This is a genomic window from Micromonospora sp. NPDC127501 (assembly GCF_040302185.1).
GTDB lineage: Bacteria > Actinomycetota > Actinomycetes > Mycobacteriales > Micromonosporaceae > Micromonospora.
Genome location: NZ_JBEORJ010000012.1, coordinates 129,716 through 149,791 on the forward strand (window position 1 = coordinate 129,716; position 20,076 = coordinate 149,791).

Annotated in this window: 18 protein-coding genes and 1 pseudogene; 14 read left to right on the top strand and 5 right to left on the bottom strand. The window is 71.4% G+C overall.

The genetic code is table 11. The features are described from left to right. Positions 1 to 12 precede the first annotated feature (12 nt). Positions 13 to 1,311 carry an ABC transporter substrate-binding protein gene (locus tag ABTW72_RS25405; RefSeq protein ID WP_350862460.1) on the bottom strand — a complete coding sequence of 433 codons (1,299 nt, stop codon included), beginning with the start codon at positions 1,309 to 1,311 and terminating at the stop codon, positions 13 to 15. A 235-nt stretch (positions 1,312 to 1,546) separates the two neighbouring features. Between ABTW72_RS25405 and ABTW72_RS25410 the strand changes: the two genes are divergently transcribed. Together ABTW72_RS25410 and ABTW72_RS25415 are read left to right on the top strand one after the other, a co-directional pair. Continuing rightward, positions 1,547 to 2,746: an ROK family transcriptional regulator gene (locus ABTW72_RS25410; protein WP_112640696.1), complete on the top strand. Its 1,200-nt coding sequence runs from the start codon at positions 1,547 to 1,549 to the stop codon at positions 2,744 to 2,746. 227 nt (positions 2,747 to 2,973) lie between these two features. After that, entirely contained in the window at positions 2,974 to 5,196 is a 2,223-nt protein-coding gene (locus ABTW72_RS25415) for a pectate lyase-like domain-containing protein (RefSeq protein ID WP_350862462.1), read from the top strand. Positions 5,197 to 5,305: 109 nt separating this feature from the next. Here the strand turns inward: ABTW72_RS25415 and ABTW72_RS25420 are convergent, their stop codons facing one another. Then, positions 5,306 to 5,452 (bottom strand): FAD-dependent oxidoreductase, encoded by a 147-nt coding sequence (locus ABTW72_RS25420; RefSeq protein ID WP_350862464.1) that lies wholly within the window; start codon positions 5,450 to 5,452, stop codon positions 5,306 to 5,308. A 144-nt stretch (positions 5,453 to 5,596) separates the two neighbouring features. Here ABTW72_RS25420 and ABTW72_RS25425 point away from each other — a divergent pair, with 144 nt between their 5' ends. The 3 genes from ABTW72_RS25425 to ABTW72_RS25435 all read left to right on the top strand — a co-directional run bounded on the left by ABTW72_RS25425 (position 5,597) and on the right by ABTW72_RS25435 (position 8,365). Further along, the gene (locus ABTW72_RS25425) at positions 5,597 to 5,953 is read left to right on the top strand and encodes a YciI family protein (protein WP_350862466.1); all 357 of its coding nucleotides are present in this window, start codon (positions 5,597 to 5,599) and stop codon (positions 5,951 to 5,953) included. A 2-nt stretch (positions 5,954 to 5,955) separates the two neighbouring features. Next, the gene (locus ABTW72_RS25430; RefSeq protein ID WP_350862467.1) at positions 5,956 to 7,164 is read left to right on the top strand and encodes an RNA polymerase sigma factor; all 1,209 of its coding nucleotides are present in this window, start codon (positions 5,956 to 5,958) and stop codon (positions 7,162 to 7,164) included. A 67-nt stretch (positions 7,165 to 7,231) separates the two neighbouring features. Beyond that, positions 7,232 to 8,365 (top strand): carboxylate-amine ligase, encoded by a 1,134-nt coding sequence (locus ABTW72_RS25435; protein ID WP_350862468.1) that lies wholly within the window; start codon positions 7,232 to 7,234, stop codon positions 8,363 to 8,365. 25 nt (positions 8,366 to 8,390) lie between these two features. Here the strand turns inward: ABTW72_RS25435 and ABTW72_RS25440 are convergent, their stop codons facing one another. Next, the gene (locus ABTW72_RS25440) at positions 8,391 to 10,175 is read right to left on the bottom strand and encodes an N-acetylglutaminylglutamine amidotransferase (protein WP_350862469.1); all 1,785 of its coding nucleotides are present in this window, start codon (positions 10,173 to 10,175) and stop codon (positions 8,391 to 8,393) included. Between the two features lie 98 nt (positions 10,176 to 10,273). Then, positions 10,274 to 10,705, bottom strand: a complete 432-nt coding sequence (locus ABTW72_RS25445; protein WP_350862470.1) for a MarR family winged helix-turn-helix transcriptional regulator — start codon at positions 10,703 to 10,705, stop codon at positions 10,274 to 10,276. Between the two features lie 97 nt (positions 10,706 to 10,802). On the opposite strand from ABTW72_RS25445, the gene ABTW72_RS25450 reads away from it, so the two are divergent. Next, positions 10,803 to 12,581, top strand: a complete 1,779-nt coding sequence (locus tag ABTW72_RS25450; RefSeq protein WP_350862471.1) for an ABC transporter ATP-binding protein — start codon at positions 10,803 to 10,805, stop codon at positions 12,579 to 12,581. A gap of 44 nt (positions 12,582 to 12,625) precedes the next feature. Here the strand turns inward: ABTW72_RS25450 and ABTW72_RS25455 are convergent, their stop codons facing one another. After that, positions 12,626 to 13,564 (bottom strand): TetR family transcriptional regulator, encoded by a 939-nt coding sequence (locus ABTW72_RS25455; protein WP_350862472.1) that lies wholly within the window; start codon positions 13,562 to 13,564, stop codon positions 12,626 to 12,628. 109 nt (positions 13,565 to 13,673) lie between these two features. On the opposite strand from ABTW72_RS25455, the pseudogene ABTW72_RS25460 reads away from it, so the two are divergent. From ABTW72_RS25460 to ABTW72_RS25495, 8 genes and pseudogenes are all read left to right on the top strand, one after another. Continuing rightward, positions 13,674 to 14,585 (top strand): annotated as a pseudogene (locus tag ABTW72_RS25460) (ABC transporter ATP-binding protein); the annotation flags it as partial. A gap of 119 nt (positions 14,586 to 14,704) precedes the next feature. Next, positions 14,705 to 16,330 carry an ABC transporter permease gene (locus tag ABTW72_RS25465; protein ID WP_350862473.1) on the top strand — a complete coding sequence of 542 codons (1,626 nt, stop codon included), beginning with the start codon at positions 14,705 to 14,707 and terminating at the stop codon, positions 16,328 to 16,330. 336 nt (positions 16,331 to 16,666) lie between these two features. Further along, positions 16,667 to 17,431, top strand: coding sequence for a hypothetical protein (locus tag ABTW72_RS25470; protein ID WP_350862474.1), 765 nt, complete (start codon positions 16,667 to 16,669; stop codon positions 17,429 to 17,431). 122 nt (positions 17,432 to 17,553) lie between these two features. Further along, a complete protein-coding gene (locus ABTW72_RS25475) occupies positions 17,554 to 17,904 on the top strand; it encodes a nuclease-related domain-containing protein (RefSeq protein WP_350862699.1) in 351 nt (116 codons plus the stop codon). A 197-nt stretch (positions 17,905 to 18,101) separates the two neighbouring features. After that, positions 18,102 to 18,437, top strand: coding sequence for a hypothetical protein (locus ABTW72_RS25480; RefSeq protein ID WP_350862475.1), 336 nt, complete (start codon positions 18,102 to 18,104; stop codon positions 18,435 to 18,437). A 12-nt stretch (positions 18,438 to 18,449) separates the two neighbouring features. Further along, positions 18,450 to 19,166, top strand: a complete 717-nt coding sequence (locus ABTW72_RS25485) for a hypothetical protein (RefSeq protein WP_350862476.1) — start codon at positions 18,450 to 18,452, stop codon at positions 19,164 to 19,166. Between the two features lie 13 nt (positions 19,167 to 19,179). Then, positions 19,180 to 19,356, top strand: a complete 177-nt coding sequence (locus ABTW72_RS25490) for a hypothetical protein (protein WP_350862477.1) — start codon at positions 19,180 to 19,182, stop codon at positions 19,354 to 19,356. A 30-nt stretch (positions 19,357 to 19,386) separates the two neighbouring features. Beyond that, positions 19,387 to 20,052 carry a hypothetical protein gene (locus ABTW72_RS25495; protein WP_350862479.1) on the top strand — a complete coding sequence of 222 codons (666 nt, stop codon included), beginning with the start codon at positions 19,387 to 19,389 and terminating at the stop codon, positions 20,050 to 20,052. The last annotated feature ends 24 nt before the right edge of the window (positions 20,053 to 20,076 follow it).

Consider the following 20,076-nt stretch of genomic DNA (forward strand, 5'->3'; position numbering starts at 1 on the left):
GTGACGCCTGGGTCAGCGCATCTTCTGCTGCGCGTCGGTCAGCTTGGCCTTCACCGACTCCTCGGTGACCGGCTTGCCGCTGGCCGCGTCGGCGAACAACTCCTTCATCGCGGTGCCGACCAGCGTCTCGAAGGTGCTCTCATCGGGCACCTGCGGCAGCGGGGCCGCGGTGGTGACCAGGGTCTCCTGGATGGTCTTCTGCTCCGTGGCACTGAACGCCGGGTCGGAGGCGGCGGTCTTGACCGCCGGCAGCGAGCCGTACGTCTTGTTGAGGATCGTCTGCTCCTCGTCGCTGGTCATGAACTTGACGAAGCTCAGCGCACCGTCCTTGTTCTTGGTGTGCTTGAAGACCGCCATGTTGATCCCGGCGACCATGCTGTTGACCTTCTTGCCGCCGGCCGGCGGGCTGGCCAGGAACGGCACCGGGGCCACCCCGTACGCGTCGGCGGGCATGTTCTGCGTCTTCAGGTTCGACCCGGCGGACTGCCACAGCAGCATGGCGGCCTTGCCGTTGGCGAAGTCGGAGACCGACTGGTTCTGCGCGTACTCGGCGTTGCTCGGGTTGGTGATCTTGTCGGCGGCCATGAAGTCGATGTACCGCTTGATCGCCGAGACGTTCTGCGGGGTGTCGAAGGTCGGCTTGCCGGCCGAGTCGAACCACTCGCCGCCGTACTGCTGGCTGAAGGTGAAGGCGTGGTGGGCGTTCTCCGACGGGTTGGCACCCTCGATCGCCAGGCCCCACTTGCCGCCGGTGCTCAGCTTCTTGCCGTACTCGGCGAGCTGTTCCCAGGTGGTCGGCGGTGCGGTGATGCCGGCGTCGGCGAACGACTTCTTGTTGTAGTACAGGCTGTACGCCATGCTGTAGAGCGGCACGGCGGCCGGCGGCTTGCCGGGCGCGCCGGCGGCGGCGAGCGCGGCGGGCACGATCCGGTCCTTGCCGCCGACGGCCTGTAGGGCGGCGTCGTCGAACTCGACCAGCGCGCCGGTGGCCTGCAACGACGCCGACCAGGTGTTGCCGATGTTGACCACGTCCGGGCCCTTGCCGGAGGCGGCGGCGGCCAGCAGGCGGTTGAGCAGATCCGACCAGGGGACCACCTCGACGGTGACCTTGATCCCGGTCTGCTTCTCGAACTTGTCCAACTCCGGCTGGAGGATGGTCTTGTCGGCCTCCAGGCTGGGGCCCTGGTTGCTGGCCCAGTAGGTGAGCGTCTTGGGCGATGCGGCGGAGTCGTCGCCGGAGCCTCCGCAGGCGGTCAGCGAGGCGGCCGCCAGTACGGCGGCGGTGAATATCCCGAGGTGTCGTCTCGACACGGGTCAGCCCTTCCGGTGCGTGGTGGGGGTCCGCCGACCTTCGTCACCGATAGGGGTCGGGCGACGGGGGCCGGCTGCGGACAGGGTTCGGGGGTGCGCCGTCGGGGTCCGTCGGCGTTTCCCGGGAGTTACATCACGGCTTAATTTATGTCGTCATTAAAGTTGCTGGTCGGTGGGTCGTCAAGCACGAGGCGGTTACAGTCGCCTCGAACGGCCGACGGGAACGAGGTGACGAGTGGAGCTGGCGCGAGCCACCAACCGCAGCGTGCGGTTGCGCAACCGGTCCGCCCTGCTGACCAAGCTCTTCCTGGACGGCCCGCTCACCCGGCAGGACCTGGTGCGCAGCACCGGGCTGAGCCAGCCCGCGGTCAGCAACGTGGTGGCCGACATGATCGACGAAGGGCTGGTGGTCGAGGCCGGCGCCGCCGAGTCCGACGGCGGCCGGCCCAGCATGCTGCTGCGGATCGCGCCCCGCTTCGCCTTCCTGATCGGCGTGGACGTCGGCGAGACCCGGGTCCGGGTGGAGCTGTTCGACTTCGCGATGACTCTGCTGGCCAGCGTCGAGTACCCGCTCGACCCGGCCCGCACCGAGCCCGACCTGGTGGCCGGGCACGTGCTGGCCGGCATCGAGGCGGTCACCGGCCAGGCCGGGGTGGCCCCCGGTGACGTGCTCGGCGTCGGCATCGGCGTCTCCGGCGTGGTCGAGCAGGGCACCGAGGCCGTCGTGCACGCCCAGGCTCTCGGCTGGGACCGGGTGCCGCTGGAGCGTCTGATCGGCGCCGGCACCGACCTGCCACTGCACATCGACAACGGCGCGAAGACCCTCGGCCAGGCCGAGATGTGGTTCGGCGCCGGCCGGGGCGCCCGGCACGCCGTCTTCGCGTTGGTCGGCTCCGGGGTGGGCGCGTCGGTGGTGACCAACGGCGCCACCTACCGGGGCGCGTCCAGCAGTGCGGGGGAGTGGGGGCACACCACCCTGGTGTACGGCGGCCGGGTCTGCCGGTGCGGCGCGCGCGGGTGCCTGGAGGCGTACGTGGGGGCGGAGGCGATCATCGACCGCTACCGGGAGGCGCGCCGGGGTCGACCGGTGCCGGGCGAGGACGAGGAGTCCCAGATCGCCGCGCTGGTCGCCGCCGCCGAGACCTCGGCCACCGCCCGACGCGTGCTGGAGGACACCGCCGGCTACCTCGGCGCCGGGGTGGCCAACCTGATCAACCTGTTCAACCCGGAGCGCGTGGTGCTCGGCGGCTGGGCGGCGATGGCCCTCGGTGACCTGCTGCCGGCCGTGCGGGAGGCCGCCGGTCGGCAGGCGCTGCGCCAGCCGTACGAGCAGGCGTCGATCGAGCTGTGCCGGCTCGGGGTGGACGCGGTCGCGCTGGGCGCGGCCACCCTCCCGATCGCCCGCTTCCTCACCGAGGGTGGCGTCCGCCGCTGACGGAGCACGACTCCGCAGGCCGACGGCAAATTACCCAAAAAGAATCCTCGGGATAAATAACGAAGTTATAGATCGATGTCTTGACGCCGCCGCAACCTCGCCGCAACACTCCTACGAGAGCGCTCTCCTCCCCGCGGCACCGCGTCGGCGGCACCATCCACGGCGTCACGGGCGAGTCCGATCCCATCCGTGCGGCAACCCGTAACCCCCTACCGACAGGCGATGTCATGACATCTCGTGCTACATCCGTACGCCCGCGTCGCCGGGCCGTGCGGCACCTGCTCGTCGGGCTCACCGTGGCCCTGGTCGCGGCGCTCACGCCGACCGGAATCACCGCACCCGCGCACGCCGCCCCCGTCCTGCTGTCCCAGGGCCGATCGACCACCGCCTCATCCACCGAGAACGCCGGCACCCCGGCTGCCGCAGCTGTCGACGGCAACACCGGCACCCGTTGGTCCAGCGCGTTCAGCGACGCACAGTGGCTCCAGGTCGACCTGGGCGCCCGCGCCACCATCACCCAGGTCACCCTGATCTGGGAGGCCGCCTACGGCCGGGCCTTCCAGCTGCAGACCTCCGACAACGGGTCCACCTGGACCACGATCTACTCGACCACCACCGGCACCGGAGGGACACAGAACCTCACCGTCTCCGGCGCCGGCCGCTACGTCCGCATGAACGGCACCGCCCGGGGCACCGGCTACGGGTACTCGCTCTGGGAGTTCCAGGTCTACGGCGAGAGCGGCGGCACCAACGAGCCCCCGGTGACGCCCACCGACCCGCGCAACCCGAACCTCGGGCCGAACACGTTCGTCTTCGACCCGAGCACGCCGACGTCGACCATCCAGAGTCGACTGAACACCATCTTCACCCAGCAGGAGACCAACCAGTTCGGCCCGCAGCGCTACGCGGTGCTGTTCAAGCCCGGTACCTACACCGCCGACGTCAACCTCGGCTTCTTCACCCAGGTCGCCGGCCTCGGCATGAGCCCGGACGACGTCAACCTCAACGGCCACGTGCGTGCCGAGGCGTTCTGGTTCGGCGGCAACGCCACCCAGAACTTCTGGCGGGCCGCCGAGAACCTGTCGGTCACCCTGCCCGCCGGGCAGACCGTGGAGCGCTGGGCGGTGTCCCAGGCGGCACCGTACCGGCGGATGCACCTGCGCGGCGCGCAGAACCAGATCCAGCTCTGGAACGGCGGCGACGGCTGGTCCAGCGGTGGCCTGATGGCCGACACCCGCATCGACGGCCTGGTCGTCTCCGGCTCGCAGCAGCAGTGGTACTCCCGCAACAGCGAGTTCGGCAACGGCTGGACCGGCTCGGTGTGGAACATGGTCTTCCAGGGCGTCAACGGCGCACCCGCGCCGAGCTTCCCCAACCCGTCGCACACCGTCATCCCGCAGACCCCGCAGGTACGGGAGAAGCCGTTCCTCTACGTCGACGGCACCGGTGAGTACCGGGTCTTCGTGCCGGCGCTGCGTACCAACTCGACCGGAACCAGCTGGTACAACAAGACCCCGGCCGGCTCGTCCATCTCGCTGTCGCAGTTCTACGTGGTCCAGCCCGGCACCAGCGCCGCCACCATCAACGCGGCCCTCGCCCAGGGGCGGCACCTGCTCTTCACCCCCGGCGTGCACCGCGTCACCGAGCCGATCCAGGTCAACCGGGCCGACACTGTCGTCCTCGGTCTGGGCCTGGCCACCATCCAGGCCGACAACGGCGCGGTGGGCATGCGGGTGGCCGATGTGGACGGTGTGAAGGTGGCCGGCATCATGTTCGAGGCCGGCACGACGAACTCGCCGGTGCTGATGGAGGTCGGGCCGTCCGGCTCGTCCGCGAGTCACGCCACGAACCCGACCTCGTTGCACGACGTGTTCTTCCGCATCGGTGGACCGCACGTCGGCAAGGCCACCAACACGCTGACTGTCAACAGCGACAACGTGATCGGCGACCACATGTGGCTGTGGCGGGCTGACCACGCCGCCAGCGGCGTACCGACCGGGTGGACGCTGAACACCGCCGACACCGGGCTCACCGTCAACGGCGACAACGTCACCATGTACGGCCTCTTCGTCGAGCACTACCAGAAGTACCAGACCATCTGGAACGGCAACGGTGGCCGCACGTACTTCTACCAGAACGAGCTGCCGTACGACCCGCCCAACCAGGCGGCCTGGATGAACGGGTCGACCCGGGGCTACGCCGCGTACAAGGTGGCCGATTCGGTGACCAGCCACCAGGCGTTCGGGCTGGGCAGCTACAGCTACTTCAACGTCAATCCCGCCGTCGTGGAGGAGCGGGCCTTCGAGGTGCCCAACAACCCGAACGTGCGCTTCACCAACATGGTCACTGTCTCGCTCGGCGGCGTCGGCACCATCAACCGGGTGATCAACAACGCCGGTGGCACCGCGAACGCGGCCAACCAGCAGGTGTACCTGACCACCTACCCCTGACCGGGGCGCCCGCGCCGGCCCGGTCCTGTGTGACCGGGCCGGCCGGGTAGCACCCAGGGCCGTTGCCGGCCCGGTCCCGCCGAGACCGGGCCGGCTCGGTCGTGCCGGCTCAGCCGGCCAGCACCTCGGCCGCCGCCCGCTCACCGGCGCGCACCGCGCCCTCCAGGTAGCCACTCCAGCGGGTGGCCGCCTCGGTGCCCCCCCAGTACACCCGCCCCACCGGCGTCCGCAGGTGCGGGCCGTACGTCCGTCGCAAGCATGACTACCGGCCCCGGTCGCGGCGCACAGCGGGGCCGGGTCGGAGGCCGAGAATTTCCCGCCGGCCTGTCGATCTGGGCGGCGGCCGATCGTGTGGAGGATGAGAGGTCGGCGACGGGCCGGCCGCCCGTGAGGAGGAACCATGACGCTCTACCTGCTCAGCATCCACCAGCCGCAGGGTGAGCTGCCGCCGGAGCCGGAGTTCCTGGCCGGGGTGATGCGCCAACTCGGGGAGATGCGCGACGAGCTGGCGACCACCGGATCGTGGGTCTTCGGTCAGGGACTGCACGGCCCGGAGACCGCCACCGTGCTGCGCGCCCGCGACGGCGACGTCCTGGTCACCGACGGCCCGTTCGTCGAGGGCAAGGAGTACCTGGGCGGCATCACCATCATCGACGTGCCGGACCTGGACGCCGCCCTGCACTGGGGTCGCCGTTACGCGCTGGCCACCACCCTGCCGATCGAGGTGCGCCCCTTCCAGGGCGGGGCCGGCGACTGACAGTGCCGGACGTGGAGGCGGTGTTCCGCGCGGAGTACGGCCGCGCGGTCGCCGTCCTGGTTCGCCTCCTCGGCGACATCGACCTCGCCGAGGAGGCCGTCCAGGACGCTTTCGTCGTCGCTGTGGCGCGCTGGCCAACGACCGGCCCGCCGCCCAGTCCGGCCGGCTGGATCATCACCACGGCCCGGAACCGGGCCATCGACCGGCTGCGTCGCGACGCGACCCGGGTCGACCGGCACGCCCAGGCGGCCCTCTTGTTCGCCGCCGACAGTCCCGTCGAGGAGGGACCGGTGCACGACGACCGACTACGGCTGATCTTCACCTGCTGCCATCCGGCGCTCGCCCCGAGCACCCGGGTCGCACTCACCCTGCGGCTACTCGGCGGACTGAGCACCGCCGAGATCGCCCGAGCCTTCCTGGTGCCGGAGCCGACCATGGCGCAGCGGCTGGTCCGCGCCAAGTCGAAGATCCGAAACGCTCGGATCCCGTACCGCGTGCCGCGCGACGCCGACCTGCCCGACCGGTTGCACGCGGTTCTCGCGGTGCTCTATCTGATCTTCAACGAGGGGTACACGGCCAGCACCGGGCGACAGTTGGTCCGCGCCGAGCTGTGCGTCGAGGCGATCCGGCTGACCCGGCTGCTGGTCGAGCTGATGCCGGACGAGCCGGAGGCGCTCGGTCTGCTCGCGTTGATGCTGCTCACCGAGTCCCGCCGCGACGCGCGGACCAACGCCGAGGGTGAGCTGGTGGCGCTGCCGAGCCAGGACCGGGCCCGGTGGGACGCCGGGCTGATCACCGAGGGGCAGGCGCTGGTGCGCCGCTGCCTGCGCCGCGACCGGCCCGGCCCGTACCAGATCCAGGCCGCGATCGCCGCCGTGCACAGCGCCGCGCGGCGCGCCGACGACACCGACTGGGCGCAGATCCTTCAGCTGTACGACCAGCTGACGGTCGTCGCCCCCAGCCCGGTGGTGGCCCTGAACCGGGCCGTCGCGCTCGCCGAACTGTCCGGACCGGCGGTGGCGCTGACCGAGGTGGACCGCCTCGACCTGGTCGGCTACCACGTCTACCACGTGGTCCGCGCCGACCTGCTGGCTCGGCTCGGCCGGGGCGGGGAGGCCGTCGAGGCGTACCGGACGGCTGTCGCCCTGACGGACAACGCGGCCGAACGGGCCTTCCTCACCGCCCGCGCGACGGCCCTGGCGACGCCCTGAGGGCGCGTTTGCCGCAGGGGCGGCCGGGAACCCGAGGCACCGCCGCAGCAGGGGATGGGGAGGGGCCATGGCGTACCGACCGACCGCCGTCGACACCGTGCCCGACCTGTCCACCCTCACGCTCGGGGTGGAGGAGGAGTACCTGCTGCTCGACCCGGGCAGCGGCCGGAACCTGCCGGTCGCCGACCAGGTACTCGCCGCGCTGCGCGGCACCGCCCGGGACCAGAGCCGCCAGGAGTTCCGGCACAGCATGGTGGAGATGGTCACCCCGGTCTGCGCCGATCTCACCGAACTGCGCGCGCACCTGGTGGCGTTGCGCCGCTCCGCCGCGGAGGCCGCCACGGCGGCCGGGGCCCGGCTGGTGGCGGTCGGCGCCACCCCGGTGGCCGAACCGCACCGGACGGTCCCCGACGAACCGCGCTACCACGCGATGTCGCGCCGGTACGGGCCGGTGGCCCACGACCCGGCGGTGTGCGGCTGCCACGTGCACGTCGGACTGCCCGACCGGGAACTGGCCGTGCAGGTCTGCAACCACCTGCGGGTGTGGCTGCCGGTCGTGCAGGCGATCACCACCAACTCGCCGCTGCACGACGGGTACGACACCGGGCACGCCAGCTGGCGCTCGATGCAGTTGGAACGTTGGCCCAGCATCGGACCGACGCCGTACTTCGACTCCGCGGCCGACTACGACCGCACGGTCGACCAGCTGATCGCCGCCGGCATCATGCTCGACGCGGCGATGGTCTACTGGTACGCCCGGCCGTCGTCGACGTACCCGACGGTGGAGGTGCGGGTCGGTGACGTCTGCACCGAGGTGGACGACGCGGTGCTGGTCGCCGCGCTGGTCCGGTCCCTCGTGGCCACCCTCGCCGACGACGTACGCGCCGGGGTGAGCGCCCCGGACGTCCGGGACTGCCTGGTCGCCGCGGCGCACTGGCGGGCCGCCCACGACGGTCTCGACGGCGAGCTGATCGACCTGCGTGCCGGTGGCACCCGGCCCGCCTGGGCGCTCGTCGACGAGCTGATGGCGGTGATCGCCCCGGCCCTGCTGCGCCACGGCGACCTCGGGTACGTGTTGGCGCAGCTCGCCCGGCTGCGCCGCGACGGCACCGGCGCGATGCGGCAGCGGCAGGTGCTGGAACGCGCCGGGGACCTGCACGCGGTCCTCGACGACCTGATCGCCCGCACGGCCGCCGGCTGACCGGGCGTCGCATCGGACCGGGGGCTCAACGGATGTCGTGGGTCTGGAGCCACAGCTCCAGCAGGCCGAGCTGCCATAGTTTGTTGCTGCCGGCCGCGGCCTCCGCCCGGTCCGGCTCGGAGAGCAGGTGGGCCACGTACTCCGGGCGGAACAGCCCTCGCTCGCGCGCGGCCGGCGCCTGCAACGCCTCGGCCACCAGCTCGCGCACCGGGCCGTCCACCTTGCGCAGCGCCGGCACCGGGAAGTAGCCCTTGGGTCGGTCGATCACCTCGGCGGGCAGCACCTCACGGGCGACCTCCTTGAGCACGCCCTTACCGCCCTGGGCGACCTTGTGCTCCGGCGGGCAGTGCGCGGCCAGGGTGACCAGGTCCTGGTCGAGGAAGGGCGTCCGCACCTCCAGACCCCACGCCATGCTCATGCTGTCCACCCGCTTGACCGGGTCGTCGGGAAGCATCAGGTGGGTGTCCAGGCGCAGCACGGCGTCCAGCGCGGTCTGCGCCCCGGGCGCGGCGAGGTGCCCGGTGAGCAGGTCCCGGCTGGCGTCGTGCTCCAGCGCGTAGGCCGGGCCGACGATGCGGCGCAGCTCGTCGTGGCCGCGGTCGAAGAACGCGGCGGCGAACGTCTCGGCGGCACCGTGCCGGGGCGCTTCGACCAGCGGCTGGTGGTAGCCGTAGCCGGCGAACACCTCGTCGGCGCCCTGACCCGACTGGGCCACCTTCACGTGTTGCGCCACCTGCTCGGAGAGCAGGTGGAAGGCGACCACGTCGTGGCTGCCCATCGGCTCGGTCATCGCCAGCACGGCCCGTCGGACGGCGGGCACCAGGTCGTCGTCGGCCAGTCGGATCCGATGGTGGTCGGTGTCGTACGCGCGGGCCACCAGGTCCGAGTAGTGGAACTCGTCGCCGGACTCGCCGTCGCGGCTGTCGAAGCCGATGCTGAACGTACGCAGGTGTTGCTGGCCGGCCTCGGCGAGCAGCGCCACGATGAGGCTGGAGTCCAGTCCGCCGGAGAGCAGCACCCCCACCGGCACGTCGGCGACCAGTCGTCGGCGTACCGCCGCGCGCAGCGCGTCGCCGATCGCGGCCCGCCAGTCGGCGGCGTCCATCCCCGCGTCGGCGGGCTCCCGCACGTAGTCGGGTCGCCAGTAGACCTCCTCGCGGCTGCGCCCGTCCGCCTCGACCACCCGCAGGGTGGCCGGCGGTAGCTTGCGCACGCCGCGCAGCACGGTGCGCGGCGCGGGCACGATGGAGTGCCAGGACAGGTAGTGGTGCAGCGCCACCGGGTCGATGCCGGTGTCGACGTCGCCGGCCCGCAGCAACGCGGGTAGGGTCGAGGCGAACCGCAGCCGTCCCGGTGTCTCGGCGAGGTAGAGCGGTTTGATGCCGAGCCGGTCGCGGGCCAGGATCAGCCGCCGCCGCACCCGGTCGACCAGCCCGATCGCGAACATGCCGACCAGGTGGTCGACGAAACGTTCACCCCAGTGGGCGTACGCCACCAGGATCACTTCAGTGTCGCTGGTGGAGTGGAAGGCGTACCCGGCGCGGCGCAACTCCTCGCGCAGCTCAGGGTAGTTGTAGATGCAGCCGTTGAAGACCAGTGCCAGGCCCAGGTCGTCGCGGACCATCGGCTGCCCGCCGGCGTCGGACAGGTCGATGATGGTCAGCCGGCGGTGTCCGAGGGTCACCCAGCCGTCGGCGAACAGACCCTCGTCGTCCGGGCCGCGTGAGCGCATCGCCTCGGTCATCCGGGTGACCGCCGCCGCGTCGGGCGAGCGCCCGTCGAATCGCGCCTCCCCGCTGATCCCGCACATCAGCCGGGCCTCCCGTCACCTCGCCCCCGACCGGTGCCGGCCGGTCCCGCCGACCGGACGGGGGCGCTGGCTACCCGTGCGCGCGGCGGGCAAACCCGTCAACCGCGCAGGGTGCGCAGGATGCGGGCCAGCTCGGCGCGGTCGGTGTCGTTGAGGTGGCCGAAAAACCGGTCGGCCTCGGCCCGGCGCGCGGCCCGGATGGCGGTGCTGACGCGCTCGCCCTCGTCGGTGAGCGCGACCAGGGTCGCCCGACGGTCGGCCGGGTCGGGTCGGCGCTCGACCAGCCCACGGGTCTGGAGGTCGTCGACGACCTCGGTCGCCGAGCGGGGCGCGATGCGCAGGTGCTCGGCGAGGGTGCCGGGGCGTACCTCGCCGTGCCGGGCCAGTACGCCGAGGGCCCGGGACTGGCTGGGGGTGACGTCCCAGGGCGCCAGTGAGTCCCGGGTCTGCCGGCGCAGACGGGACGCCACCGCCCAGAACGTCTCCGCCAGGCTCTCGTCGTCGGCGCTGTCGACGGTGTGCTCGGTCACCGGAATACGGTAGCAGGATATGTGGTTGCTCCCTCATGATGAGGTAACCTCAGCAATATCGCCGACGAAGGGTAGAGCCCCCTTGGAACCCACCCCGATGGGCCGCGACCGCGGCCACCGCACCCTCAGCGCCGAAGAGAAGACGCAGGCCCGACAGGTGTCCCTGCGCCGCATCGGCCGCCTGTTCACCCCCCACCGGCCCGCGCTGGCCGCCGTCACGGCGATCATCGTGGTCTCCTCGATCATCGCGATGGCCACCCCGTTCCTGCTGCGTGCCGTGATCGACCAGGCCCTGCCGCAGGGCGACGTGACGCTGCTGGTCTGGCTGGTCCTCGGCATGGTCGCCGTCGCGGCGGTCACCTCCGCCCTCGGCGTCGTGCAGACCTGGATCTCCACCCAGGTCGGCCAGCGGGTCATGCACCGGCTGCGCACCGACGTCTTCAGCCACCTCCAGCGCCAGTCGCTCGGCTTCTTCACCCGCACCCGCACCGGCGAGGTGCAGTCCCGGATCACCAACGACATCGGCGGCATGCAGTCGGTGGTCACCTCCACTGCCACCGCCGTCGCCGCCAACCTCACCACCGTGGTCGCCACCGCCGTCGCCATGGTCGCGCTCTCCTGGCAGCTCTCCCTGGTCTCGCTCGTGGTGCTGCCGCCAGCCATCTGGCTGACCCGTCGGGTCGCCCGGATGCGCCGCGAGATCACCGCCCAACGGCAACGCGAACTCGCCGACCTCAACGTCACAGTCGAGGAGGGGCTCTCGATCAGCGGCGTGCAACTGGCCAAGACCCTCGGCACCGGCCCCGCGCTGGTCGACCGGTTCACCGCCTCGTCGGCTCGCCTGGTCGACCTGGAACTGCGCAGCGAGTTGGCCGGTCGCTGGCGGATGGCCTCGATGAGCATCATCTTCGCCGCCGTACCGGCGGTCATCTACCTCGCCGCGGGCCTGCCTGGCACCGCGGGCACGCTGAGCATCGGCACCCTGGTGGCGTTCACCGCCCTGCAGGGCGGCCTGTTCCGACCGCTGATGGGTCTGCTCAACGTGGGCGTCTCGCTCACCGCGTCGCTGGCGCTCTTCGCCCGGATCTTCGAATACCTGGACCTGCCCGTCGACGTGGCCGACCCCACCGATCCGGTCCGCCTCGACCCCGCCCGGGTACGCGGCCACCTGCGCCTGGAGGACGTCACCTTCGGCTACCCGGGCAGCGACACCGCCGCCCTCGCCGGGATCACCCTGGACGTGCCCGCCGGCACCAGCCTCGCCCTGGTCGGTGAGACCGGCTCCGGCAAGAGCACCCTCGCCGGACTGGTCAGCCGACTGCACGACCCGACCGCCGGCCGGGTCACCATCGACGGCGTCGACCTGCGCGACCTGCGACTGGCCGACCTGGCCGCGATAGTCGGCGTGGTCAGCCAGGAGACGTACCTGCTGCACACCACCGTCCGGGAGAACCTGCGCTACGCCCGGCCGGCGGCCACCGACGCCGAGATCGAGGACGCCGCCCGCGCCGCCCAGATCCACGACCTGATCGTCGGGCTGCCCGACGGGTACGACACAGTGGTCGGCTCACGCGGGCACCGGTTCTCCGGCGGTGAGAAGCAGCGCCTCGCCATCGCCCGGACCCTGCTGCGTGACCCGCGCATCCTGGTCCTCGACGAGGCCACCAGCGCTCTGGACACCGAGACCGAACGCGCCGTGCAGCGGGCCTTCGACGTGCTCGCCCAGGGGCGCACCACGATCACCATCGCGCACCGGCTCTCCACGGTCCGCGACGCCGACCAGATCGCGGTGCTCGACCACGGTCGGATCGTCGAGGCCGGCACCCACGCCAGCCTGCTGGACCGCAACGGCCGCTACGCCACGCTGGCGGGCTGAAGGCCGGATCACAACCGTCTCGAAACAGTCTCGGAACTGTCTCGTTATGGTGCGGTCAGGTGGCGGTAGACGGTGGCCCGCGAAACACCCAGCGCGGCGGCGATGGCGTCCACGGAGTGGGTGCCCGCCGCGTGCATGCGGCGGGCCGCCTCGACCTGCTCCCGGCCCAGCGCTGGCGGCCGTCCCGGCCGCCGACGTCGGCTCGTCGCCCCGCCGGCCGCGCCCGCTGGCGTCGCGGGGGTCGCGCTGCGCGGGTTCGCGTCCGCGTGCGGCCCGGCGGCGGCGTCCGTGTGGGGCCCGGCCGGGGCGGCGTACGTGTGTGGCCCGCCTTCGGCGCCTGCGTGTGGCCCGCCTGCGGCGTCTGCGTGGGGCCCGGCCGAGGCGTCCGTGCGCGACCCGACCGCGGACCCCACGGCTGGGTCGGCCGCGGTGTCCGCGGGATGCGGGGCCAGCAGTCGGCGTGCGCCGTCGAGCATGTCGGCGCGCAGCACCTCGTCGGGCACATCGGTGAAGAAGACGACCGGATCGCTGCACGCGCCCACCGCCTGGACCGCGAGGACCCGCTCGCGGCGCCCCGCGTTCGGCCCGGCGATGAGGTCGTTGGCCCGCATCGCGACCTCCATCAGGCGGTGGTACGTGTCGCCCCGACCGATCAGCGCGATGTCGTGGAAGAGCATGCCGAGCGGCCGGCGGTGGGCGAGCATGACGTCCAGCCAGCCCTCCAGCACCGTCCACCGGGCCCGCTCGGTGGGCTGTGTCTGAGCCGAGTCGAGCAGCGCCTCCAGATCCGCCACCAACGGCTCGACCAGGGCTGCGAGCAGATGCTCCTTGGCCGGAAAGTGGTACAGGATCGCGGTCTTGGTGAGCCGCAGCCGCTCGCCGATCTGGCGCAGCGAGGTGCGCTGGTAGCCGTGTTCGGCGAACAGGTCGAGCGCGGCGCGCAGGATCCGGGTGCGGGTGTCGTCCGCGGGATCGGCGGTCATGCCGGCCAGCCTAGCGACGCCCTGACCGGTGGGCACGATCACCGTTGATTCCACTGACCGTCGGTCAGTACAGTGGTGACGGTCGACGCAGCCAACGGCAGGAGGGGCCATGCCCGTCATCTCGATCGACAACCTGGTCAAGACGTTCGGCGCCATCCGGGCACTCGACGGGCTGGACCTGCACGTCGAGCAGGGGGAGGTGCACGGCTTCCTCGGGCCCAACGGCTCCGGAAAGTCCACCACCATCCGGATCCTGCTCGGGCTGCTCCGCCGCGACTCCGGCGACGCCCAGGTGCTCGGCGCCGACCCGTGGCGCGACGCAGTCCGCCTGCACCGCCGGCTGGCGTACGTGCCGGGCGACGTCAGCCTCTGGCCCAACCTCACCGGCGGGGAAGCCATCGACCTGCTCGGTCAACTGCGCGGCGGCCTCGACCGGCGTCGCCGCGACGAGCTGCTGCACCGCTTCGACCTGGACCCGACCCGCCGTTGCCGCACCTACTCCAAGGGCAACCGGCAAAAGGTCGCCATCGTCGCCGCCTTCTCCTCCCCGGTGGAGCTGTACGTGCTCGACGAGCCGACCTCCGGCCTCGACCCCCTCATGGAGGCGGTGTTCCAGGACGAGGTCCGGCGGGTCAAGCAGGCCGGCGCCACAGTGCTGCTCTCCAGCCACGTGCTCGCCGAGGTCGAGGCGCTCTGCGACCGGGTCAGCATCATCCGCGAGGGCCGCACCGTCGAATCCGGCACCCTCACCGAGCTGCGCCACCTCACCCGTACGGCGGTGACCGTCGAGACCGCCCGCCCGGTCACCGGCCTGGACGCCCTGCCCGGCGTGCACGACGTGCACGAGGTCGACGGCCGTACCCACCTGGAGGTCGAGCCCGCCCACCTCGACGAGCTGCTCGGCCAACTCATCCGCTTCGGCGTCCGCGCGCTGACCAGCACGCCACCCACCCTGGAGCAGCTCTTCCTACGCCACTACGGCGACGACCCCGCCGCCGCTGCATCTGGCGCTCCCGCCGCTGCTGCATCTGGCGCTCCCGCCGCTGCTGCACCGGGCGCTCCCGCCGCCGCTTCGGGCGCTTCCGCCGCCGGTTCCTCGGACGCCGACGCGCAGATCGACGCCCCGCAGGGCGGTGCCCGGTGAGCGCCCTCACCGGCACGACCCGCCTGGCCCGGCTCGTGCTGCGCCGCGACCGGATCCGCCTCGCCATCTGGATCCTCGGCACACCCCTGCTCGGCTACGCCCTCGCCGGCAGCGTCGCCGGCATCTACCCGGACCAGGAGGCCCGGCTGGGCTACGCCACCACCTCGGCATCCAGCCTGGTCGCCCGCGCCTTCAACGGGCCCATCCACGGCACCGACCTCGGTGCCGTGGTCGTCGCCGAGACGTACGTGACGCTGGCTCTGATCGTCGCGCTGCTGAGCACCTTCGCGGTGACCCGGCACACCCGCCAGAACGAGGAGACCGGCCGGGCCGAACTGCTCGGCGCCAACGTGGTCGGCCGGTACGCGCCGCTCACCGCCGCGCTGTTCGTCATCGTCGCGGCGAACACAGTGGCCGCCGCGCTGCTCGCGGTCGCGCTGGCCGGCGCCGGTCTGCCGCTCGCCGGCTCCGTCGCGGCAGCGGCCGCGATCGGTGGCGTCGGGGTCGCCTTCACCGCGATCGCCGCGGTCACCGCCCAGCTCTCCGTCACCTCGCGCGGCGCCAACGCGCTCGCCGCCGCCACCGTCGGGCTCGCCTTCGTGCTGCGCGCCGCCGGAGACGTCCTCGGCGAACAGAGCGCCGACGGCACCCGCGTGCGCAGCGCCTGGCCGTCGTGGATCTCCCCGCTCGGCTGGGGCAACCAGGTACGAGCCTTCGACGGCGAACGCTGGTGGGTGCTCGCCCTGCCCGTCGCGCTGCTGCTCGCCGGGGTGGCGCTGGCGTACGCCCTCGCCGAGCGACGCGACCAGGGCGCCGGGCTGATCGCCCCCCGACGCGGCCCCTCGACCGGCGCGCCACGGCTGCTCAGCCCCACCGGGCTGGCCTGGCGGATGCAGCGCGGCACGCTGCTCGGCTGGGCGGTCGGGGTGGCCGTGCTCGGCTTCTCCATGGGCATCGCCGGCGACGAGTTCAACGACATGATCGACGCGAATCCGGCCGCCGCCGAAGCGATCAACGCGATGGGTGGCGGAGCCGACCTGATCAACGCGTACCTGGCCGCGATGCTCGGCCTCTTCGCCCTGACCATCGGCGCGTACGTCGTGCAGGCCCTGCTCCGCGTACGCGGCGACGAAGCCGACGGGGTGCTGGAGGCCGCCCTCGCCACGGCGGTCAGCCGTACCCGCTGGCTCGGCACCCAGGTGCTCGCCGCGACACTCGGCGCGGTCACCCTGCTGCTCGTCGCCGGCGTGACCACCGGCCTCGGCTACGGCATCGTCACCGGAGACCCGCTCGGCCAGGCCGTCGAGCTGGGCGGTGCCGCACTGCTGCGCCTGCCCGCCCTGCTCGTGATCGCCGGGGTGGTGACCGCGATCTTCGGGCTGCTGCCCCGCTGGTCGGTGGTGCTGTCCTGGACGGCGCTGCTGGTCTTCCTGCTGCTCGGGCAGCTCGGCGCGGTGCTGGAGCTGCCGCAGGCCGCGCTCAACGTCTCGCCGTACACCCATGTGCCGGCCGTGCCCGCTGTCGACCCGGCGGCGCTTCCCCTGTTGGTGCTGGCGGCGGTGGCCGCGCTGCTCCTCACGGCGGGCGTGGCCGCCTTCCGCATGCGCGACGTCCCATCGTGACGTGTTCCCTTGATCGTTCGCAGCTGAGCCACTCGACGCGCCGACGCCAGCCCCGCTGAACTGTCACCAATCGGTGGCGCTAGCAAAGACCTGGGCGCGGCTGGTTGTTGTCCACAGAGGGGTGTGTGACGTAGTTGCGATCGCTTGGGGTGGGACGTCACGGTTCGTGGTGTGAACTCGGTGCTTCGGGAGTTGGTGGAGCGTGGTGGTGGGCTGCTGACGCTTGGGGCGGCCGGGTAGGTCGTCGCTGCGACCTGAGCTGATCATGGCCCTATGATCGTCCGCTGCGGCACCGGGCTGGCCCCGGACGACCAGCGCGGATGAAGGGGTTGGCTGATGGCGAAGCACGACAGGGAATCAATGGCAAATCGCTTCGACGCGGCCTGGAAGGCGCTCGAATCGGAACTGAAGCATCGTTGGAGGGAGCGGACCGGAGGCGGCTCCAGGCAGCAGCAGACGGCATTCGGCATGCTGACCTGGGCTCGGGACCAGAAGCTGCTCACCACCGATCAGGAGCGGTTCCTGGACCGCTGCCGCAGCGTCCGCAACGCCTACGCGCACGTGTCGTTCGAGGGCTACTCGGGGCCGATCGCGTCCCCACCACGAGAGATCGTCGAGCGTCTGGAGAAGATCCTGGGCGGCCTGCAGCATCCGCGGACGGTCGGGGATATCGCCACCAAGGCCAGCACCTGTCTCTCGACCACGCCACTGCGCGAGGCGCTGCAGACGATGCACCGGGGCGACTTCTCCCAGCTGCCCTACCGGGATGAGCGGCGCGGCTGGCTCCTCGTGACCAGGGAACAGGTCGGCCGATGGGCAGAGGCCAAGGCTGAAGCCGACGGAATGGTGCTGCTCGATCTGAGCGCAGCGGTGTCGGAACTCGCGGATCACCCAGAGGTCGGTCCGGTGCGGCCGACTCAACTCGATCCCTCGGCCACCCTCGCGAGCGCCGTGGCCGCGCTCGAGTCGGCTCTGCACCGGCCGGACGACGCCGACGGCGGTTACCCGCTGGTACTGGTGACGGATAAGGCCAACAGGGCACCGGTGCAGGTGCTCGCCGTGGACGATCTTCCGCGGGCGTATCGCGAACTTGGTCGCTGACCCATTACGAGCCTGACCGATGGGGAGCGCCGGGCGACGGCCCCCTGGTCACCTGGCCCTAGGATCTCTGGCATGCAGGAGGGCCGGTGGACGACGATCACCCCGTCGCAGTTCGCGCAAGAGTGGGAGGCGCTGGCCCACGTCCAGGCTCTGCTACCGGACACCGAGCCCTACCGCGCCTGGTCGAACTTCACCTCACCGCCCAGACCAGGCACCCCTACGAGGTTGACCTGCTGGTCGCGTCCCCGGGCGGGCTCTGCCTCATTGAGATCAAGAGCCTGAACGGCCGGCTGATCTCCAGCGGCTCCAACTGGAGCGGAGGACCCGGCCCTGCTGCCCAAACTGGACGGTGCGGTGGTGCGGGTGGGCGACAACAAGTGGATCGCCCTATCGGACGCCTGGGTGGTCAACGCCCACCGCAGCGTACTGGCCTGAGCAACCGAGTCGGCCTCGCCGGCCGGGCCGGTAGGTGAAGTGGCCGGCCGACCGGTCAGTTTCTGATGGCCGTCTCCCGCCTGCCCAATCCGATCCGGTCTCGTAGACGGGACCGCATCGTCCATACCCGACGGTAACTCATCCGAAGTCCTTGATGTCGCTTCGTGAGACTCCGTACGGTGAGCCTCCACCCGCCGCAAAGTGAGCGTGGCTCGACCGTCAGCGCGGATGCGGCATGGATCGGCAGAAGATTCAGTCTCAGCCCCTCGGCCACCACGGGTGGCCCGTGTGCGATGGGAGTTCGTCAATGGAATGTGTCCTGCCGCTGATCTATTTCGTCGGCCTCTTCATCGGCATGATCTTCGTGCGAGCCAGGGCGGGTCTCGGGCAGGGCCGGATCAAGGTCATTGGTGACGGCGGAGTCGGTCTGGAATGGTTCGTCGGGTCCCTGCTGACTCTGATGTTCTGGCCGGTCAGCCTGGTTGTCTGGCTTGCCCGGGGCCGCCCGGAGCCACCGATTGTCTTCAACGACAAGGCGAGGGAGCGGCGTCGGCGCGCCGCCGGGATGTGAGAGGACCCGGGTATGTCGAATCACCGCGGCCATCCGGGCAAACTGCCGCCTGGCACTGCCGCCATGCTGGCGGACTTCGCCCGCTACGAGTGGTACGGCGAGCGCAGCGGCATCGGGTCCGAACAGGCGTGGGGGTTGCTGTTGAAGCTGCTGCCGCTGAGCCAGTCCGACCCGGCCGGTCTGACTGCCGCGCTCGCCCAGGAGGTGACCCCGCTGGGTGGCTGGTCGGCGTACGGGGCGAGCCGGGCGGTGGCCGAGCTGCTCGGCCTCGGCTTCGAGGGTGACGACGCAAAGGTCGTGCTGGACGGTGGAATCCGTTTCCTGCGCCAGAACGGCGTCCCGCCGCTGCGGGTGCGTGGTTACGAGTGGAACCGGTGGGTCGACACCGGCGGCGATGTCAACAACTGGCTTCCGACGATCCCGCCGCCGCCGCCGGAGCGGTCCGGGCTGCGTGAGCTGGCACCGGGCGAGGTTCGCCACGTCGCCACGCTGACCGCCGACCGCGATTCGAACACCGTCCACGTGTGTCGGGACGACTCAGGGGCTTACCTCGCTCTGATCGACGCGCGGTACAGCGACGAGGAGCCGACCCGCTCCCGCAGCCAGTGGAAGCACGCCGCCTCGCTCTACGAGGTCTTCATCAATGTCGGCCTGGCGCTGCAGTCACCGCCCCACTGGGCGAGCGCAGAGCTGGAGCAGTACATCCCGCTTCCCCGACCGAGTATCTGACGACGGAGGAACCATGACTAGCTATGACCCGAACTGCGACAACTGCATGAAGTGCGGAACCTGCCGGGGCACCGGTGTCGTGCGGCGTACGCGCATGGACCGCGGCAACGCTTACTACGTCGACGAAACCTGCCCGACCTGCCGCGGAGTCGGGGGCAAGCCCGCCGCCGGCAACCACAACCACCGCTGACGGTATAGGACTGTGGATCAGCAGGCAGAGGTGCGAATCGCTGGATCGCTCCCGCTTGCGGTGGCGATGGACGCGTTGCGGGCCGAGCGGACCGTGTTCCACTCGGAGGCGGACTTTCAGCACGCCTTCGCCTGGGCGGTGCACTGCCTGGACAACGAGATGCAGGTGCGGCTCGAAGTCCGGCAGGAGGAGAGGGCGTACCTGGATCTGCTCTGCGATGGCCCGAATGGCCGGACGGCGATCGAGTTCAAGTACTTCACCGCGCTCTGGGACGGCGTTGACCCTCGCACCGGCGAAGAGTTCCGGCTGCGCCACCACGGCGCCCCGGACCTGGCCCGGCTGGGATTCGTGGTCGACGTCGCCCGGCTGGAACGATTCTGCCATCCCGGCCCCGCCCCGATGAACGGTCTGGCCGTTCTGCTCACCAACGACCGTGGGATGTGGAGCCCACCGGCCGGCTCTCGGCCGACGCGGGACGGCGAGTTCCGCCTGCACGAGGGACGCAGGCTTCGCGGCAGGCTTCGCTGGGGAACCGAGGGCAGCTACTTCGCGGCGAATCAGCGCGACCTGCTCGGTGACTACCCGCTGATCTGGCGGGACTTCGCCCGCCTGGACGGCCGCAACGGCGAGTTCCGCTGGCTGGCGGTGCAGGTCGACCAGGTGCAGCCCACGGCGGCGGAGGTGGTAGGTGCGTGATGCCGCATCGGAACGGGTTCACGG